Raw genomic sequence first — 5,176 nt, forward strand, 5'->3', positions numbered from 1 at the left:
AACTGCGTGTGACCAAGGGGATAGTAATCTTCGCCAACGACTTCACCGCCAAGGAATTCCTCGATGTGCTTGCGGGCGATCTTGTTGGATGTGCGTGGCCAGATATAATCGGACCCCAGCAAATAGAAGCTGTTTGCCCCTTTGGTTTCCTTGACCCAATCAAGCCCTGCGATAATTTGCTGCGTGGCCTCCTGGCCTGTGTAGATAACGTTGGGGCTTTGCTCAAGGCCCTCATAGAAGGTCGGGTAGTACAGGAACCCGTTGTGCTGCTCAAAGACCGGAAGAACGGCTTTGCGACTGGCAGAGGTCCAGCACCCCATAACGGATGCAACCTTGTCACTGACCAAAAGCTTACGCGCTTTCTCGGCAAAGGTCGGCCAGTCAGACGCGCCGTCCTCCTGGATGATCTCAATCTGACGGCCCAGAACGCCGCCCATTTCGTTAATCTGGCTAATCGCCAGCTTTTCCGCCTGAACCGATCCCGTTTCAGAGATTGCCATCGTTCCAGTTACAGAATGTAGGATACCAATTGTGACAGTGTCATCGGTGACGGCAAGGCCGGTCGTGTTGACCTCTGCGGTTGGGTACGCCTGCGCACGCAGACCAGATGGTGCAAATAGTGCGGCCCCGAATGCAGCGCTTCCGGCCATCATGGCGCGTCGGCTAACAGCCATTGGGTCCTTCGATGAGGGTTTGTCGGACATGTCAATTCCTTTTTGGATGCTAAAAGATTGGGCGATTCTATGTTTCGCTCGCTCTGTCAGGATCAGCGGAATAGTCGTAGGCGGATATACGTCGATTGACGTATATGCCTGCGCATTTTGTCCCTTATGATTTCAGACCAACCGGGGTTCACAAAGCCGCAAGCACGATTCTAGCAGCGTTTGCTGTGACTTGTGCCTGTTGTGGGTTCGATAGGGGATATGTTGCAATGGTGACCGCATTAAAGGCGACCAGCGAGAAACGGACGTATAACCGTTGGGTCGCAAATGAAACGATGGAAGACTTCGCCTTGCGCTTTACAGCCCGCAGGGCGCGGCGTTGGAGCTATGCGCGCGTCGCCAATACTGCCATCGGATCAATCTCGTTTCTGGCGCTTGAGGCAATTGGCGGCGCAGTCACAATTACCTACGGCTTTGATATCGCCATCGCCGCGATTATGTTTGTCGGTGCACTGCTGTTCCTGACAGGTTTACCAATTTGCTATTATGCGGCGCGATATGGCGTCGACATCGATTTGCTGACGCGCGGGGCCGGATTTGGTTACATCGGATCAACGATCACATCACTGATCTACGCTTCATTCACGTTCATTTTCTTCGCACTTGAGGCGGCAATCCTAGCGCTTGCGCTCGATTTCTTGTTCGGATTGCCCATTTTCTGGGGCTATGTCGTCAGTTCTTTAGTCGTGATCCCGTTGGTCGTGAACGGGTTTTCAAAAATTTCGTCGTTCCAGACATGGACCCAACCACTTTGGGTTGTTCTGCATATTCTGCCGTTCGCTTTGTTGGCCTTCGTGGGCTATGATATCGACGCTTGGGTAGGCTTTGAAGGAACGGAGGCGGGCAAGAGCGCGTCAACACTGTTGATGTTCGGTGCAGCCTCCGGCGTTATCTTCTCGCTGGTCGCACAAATCGGAGAACAGGTGGATTTCCTGCGCTTCCTGCCGGAGCCGAAGACTGCCCAAGACCACCGAAACTGGTGGACAGCATTGGTCATAGCCGGGCCTGGCTGGTCGGTAATCGGTGTATTAAAGATGCTCGCCGGGTCGTATCTGGTCACATTGGCGGTGCGCGAAGGGGTCCCGCTGGCGGATGCCGGCGATCCGACGTTGATGTATTTTACAGCCTTTGACCAGGTCTTGGGATCACCGGCGATAGTGCTAATCCTAACCGGCTTGTTCATTGTGCTCTCACAACTCAAGATCAATGTGACCAATGCCTATGCGGGGTCCATCGCATGGTCGAACTTCTTCTCGCGCCTGACACACAGCCATCCCGGACGGGTGGTTTGGCTGGTTTTCAACGTGGGCATCGCTTTGATGTTGATGGTATTGGGTGTGTTTGAGGGGTTGGAGCAGGTGTTGCGGCTGTATTCCCATGTCGCCGTAGCCTGGATCGGCGCATTGGTGGCTGATTTGGTGGTCAACAAGCCGTTGGGTCTTAGCCCAAAGGGAATAGAATTTCGCCGCGCGCATCTTTATGATTTCAATCCGGTTGGCATTGGCGCGATGGGTCTTGCCTGTATCTTATCACTTGTGGCCGTATCAGGCGCGGCAGGGCCATTGGCACAGGCATTTTCAACGATCATCGCACTCGGGTCCGCCTTCATTTTTGCCCCGCTGATCGCTTATGGCACAGGCGGGAAATACTATTTGGCCCGCCCAACGGCCCCGGACGCGCCAAACGGGCTGCAAAGCTGTTCGGTCTGCGATTACCGTTTTGACGCCGAAGACATGACCCACTGTCCTTTTCATACCGGTGCCATTTGTTCATTATGTTGTACCCTGGACGGCAATTGTCAGGACGCCTGCAAACCGCATGCGCGCTTTGAAAACACCTTCCGAGCAATGCTGAACCGACTGTTCTCTCCCGAAATCGTCACGTTTTTGGTCTCCCGCCTCTCACGGTTCGTGGTCTACACCAGTCTCGTTGGTGGCTGTTTCGGCGCATTTTTACTCTTGATACGCTCGCTTGAGGGATCTGAAAATTTTGTAGCCGTTCTTACGGTGATCTTCGGGATTGTCCTGATCATCATCGGAATTTCAGTCTGGATGTTCCTCTTGGTCAACGAAAGCCACCGCGGCGCCCGCTCAGAAACCAACCGACAAACCGACCGCTTGCTGCGTGAAATTCGCGCACACGAACGCACGGACATCGCGCTGCAAGCTGCCAAAGACAAAGCCGAAGCAGCAAATCTCGCAAAAACTCGTTACATGACCGGCCTCAGTCATGAGTTGCGAACTCCTTTGAATGCAATCTACGGCTTTGCCCAAATACTGGAGAGAGATCCGAAAATTCAGTCACATCGCAAGGATTCAGTGACAACGATCCGGCGCAGCAGCGAGCATCTTGCAGGCTTGATTGAGGGGTTGCTGGACATTTCTCGGATCGAAGCTGGCCGCCTTGAGATCATGCGCGACCGGATCAGTCTGCGCATGTTTCTCAAACAGGTCGCCTCGATTTTTGAGGAAGAGGCCCGCAGCAAAGGTATCGCCTTCGAGGTCGAAACCCGCGGCAATTTTCCGACGTGGATTGCCTTTGACGAAAAGCGTTTAAGGCAAATCCTGATCAATCTGTTGTCCAATGCGTTGCGATATACCGAACAGGGCACGGTTCATTTACGGGTAACCTACCGCAATGAAATTGCACTGATCGAAGTAACGGATACAGGCGTCGGCATCGATCCTCAGTTCTTACCCCGCATATGGCGTCCGTTTGAACGCGCCAATCACAACGGCGCGCGCGGCTCGGGGCTCGGATTGACGATCACAAAGCTGCTTGTTGAAATCTTAGGCGGTGACATTGAGGTGGAAAGCCGCGTCGGGCAAGGCAGCACGTTCCGCGTCAAGTTGATGTTGCCCTCTGTTGCACATGACAGCATTCATGAAGATAGCATCGCCCGCGACGCGCGATCGCTCCCTGTGATCGGCTATCACGGGGCGCGTCGCTCGATCATGGTGGTCGATGATGATTTGCATCATTTGGCTTTGGTCAGCCATGTATTTGAGCCGCTTGGTTTCGCGGTTGTTACGGCCTCAAATGCCGAAATTGCGCTTGAGATGCTGGCAGATTTCACACCGGACCTCTTCATTTTGGATATTGATATGCCGGGTCGGGATGGCTGGTCGCTTGCGCGCCACCTACGAGATGGCGTCTTGGTCGGGGTCCCGATCATCATGATTTCGGGGCACGCGAAGGACGCGAAGATGCCGACGGAACAGTTGGTACTTTATGACGCATTCATCGCGAAACCCTACAATCTTGATGATCTTGTGATCCGCACGGCTGAACTTTTGAAACTGGAACTCAAACTGCGAAATGCTGTTGTCGAAGTTCAAGATCAGCCATCCGAACTTTCGGCAGAACACGCAACTTTCATTGTTGAACTTGCACTGTCTGGCCAAGCGTCAGCGCTGCGCCAATTTCTCAGTGAACTTGAAGACACAAATGCTTGCCCAACCCAACTGCTCGCGACCCTCAAAGCCCAACTTGCGTCCTTTGATCTGAATGGCATGGCACGACAACTTGAGGTGGACATCAATGGGTGAACCTTATGCAACGGAACAGAATATCGCGCTGGTTGTCGATGACGATCCGGATTCCCTGATGATGGTTTCAGCCGCATTGGAAGAGGACGGCATGTCCGTCATCGTCGCGCGCGATGGTCAAACCGCGATAGAACTGACCGCGCGGGTAAATCCCGATGTCATTCTTATGGATGCAATCATGCCCCGCATGGATGGGTTTGAAACTTGTCGAAAACTGAAACAGGGGAACCATCCTACACCCGCCCCAGTCATTTTCATGACCGGCCTGACCGAACCTGATGATGTCTTGCGTGGGCTCACTGCGGGGGGGGTGGATTACATCACCAAGCCGGTTGTCGTTGATGAATTGGTGGCGCGGATAGGCATCCACATCGTAAATTCTAAGCTAATCCAAAGTGCCCGGGATGCACATGATTTATCCGGCCGCTCTTTGCTGGCGTTTGATGCAAACGGTACTTTGCGCTGGGGGTCCAAAATGGCCATGGCCGCGTTCGATATGTCTGCGGCAGACTATGAAGTGCTGCAGGCTTGGTTGCTAAATTGCGCGCGAAAACCCGTGTCGCAAATCGCACCATTGATCATCGATCACTATGATTTTCGCTATGTAGGTATTTCAAGTTCGAATGAAATCCTCGTCAAATTTACTCAGGGCAAAAACGAAACCAATGAACAGATTTTAGGACGGCTATTGTCACTCACCAGCCGTGAATCCGAAGTTCTATATTGGTTGACGCTTGGCAAGAGCAACCGTGATATTAGCGCGATTCTGGGTCTGAGCCCTCGCACTGTTAACAAGCATCTTGAGCAGGTCTTTCAAAAAATGGGTGTCGACAATCGGACCTCCGCGGCTGTTGCCGCTGATCGAATTTTGCATGCTTGACGATAAAGGTATTTTTCTCGTTGCGG

Annotated in this window: 3 protein-coding genes; 2 read left to right on the top strand and 1 reads right to left on the bottom strand. The window is 53.1% G+C overall.

The window, feature by feature from the left end:
• The coding region (locus ACSHWX_RS17725) for a transporter substrate-binding protein (RefSeq protein ID WP_435669541.1) at nt 1-704 on the bottom strand (704 nt) is incomplete at its 3' end.
• Between the two features lie 227 nt (nt 705-931).
• Here ACSHWX_RS17725 and ACSHWX_RS17730 point away from each other — a divergent pair.
• Complete coding sequence (locus ACSHWX_RS17730) at nt 932-4,270, top strand: hybrid sensor histidine kinase/response regulator (RefSeq protein ID WP_435669542.1); 3,339 nt, start codon at nt 932-934, stop codon at nt 4,268-4,270.
• Nucleotides 4,263-5,150 carry a DNA-binding response regulator gene (locus tag ACSHWX_RS17735; RefSeq protein ID WP_342858317.1) on the top strand — a complete coding sequence of 296 codons (888 nt, stop codon included), beginning with the start codon at nt 4,263-4,265 and terminating at the stop codon, nt 5,148-5,150. Before ACSHWX_RS17730 ends, ACSHWX_RS17735 begins: the two co-directional genes overlap by 8 nt.
• The last annotated feature ends 26 nt before the right edge of the window (nt 5,151-5,176 follow it).

Source organism: Maritalea sp., assembly GCF_051251695.1.
Classification (GTDB): domain Bacteria; phylum Pseudomonadota; class Alphaproteobacteria; order Rhizobiales; family Devosiaceae; genus Maritalea.

Excerpts from the sequence above, each read along its gene's own strand:
- ACSHWX_RS17730 (WP_435669542.1), top strand. The coding sequence starts at position 932 with ATGGTGACCGCATTAAAGGCGACCAGCGAGAAACGGACGTATAACCGT.
- ACSHWX_RS17735 (WP_342858317.1), top strand. The coding sequence starts at position 4,263 with ATGGGTGAACCTTATGCAACGGAACAGAATATCGCGCTGGTTGTCGAT.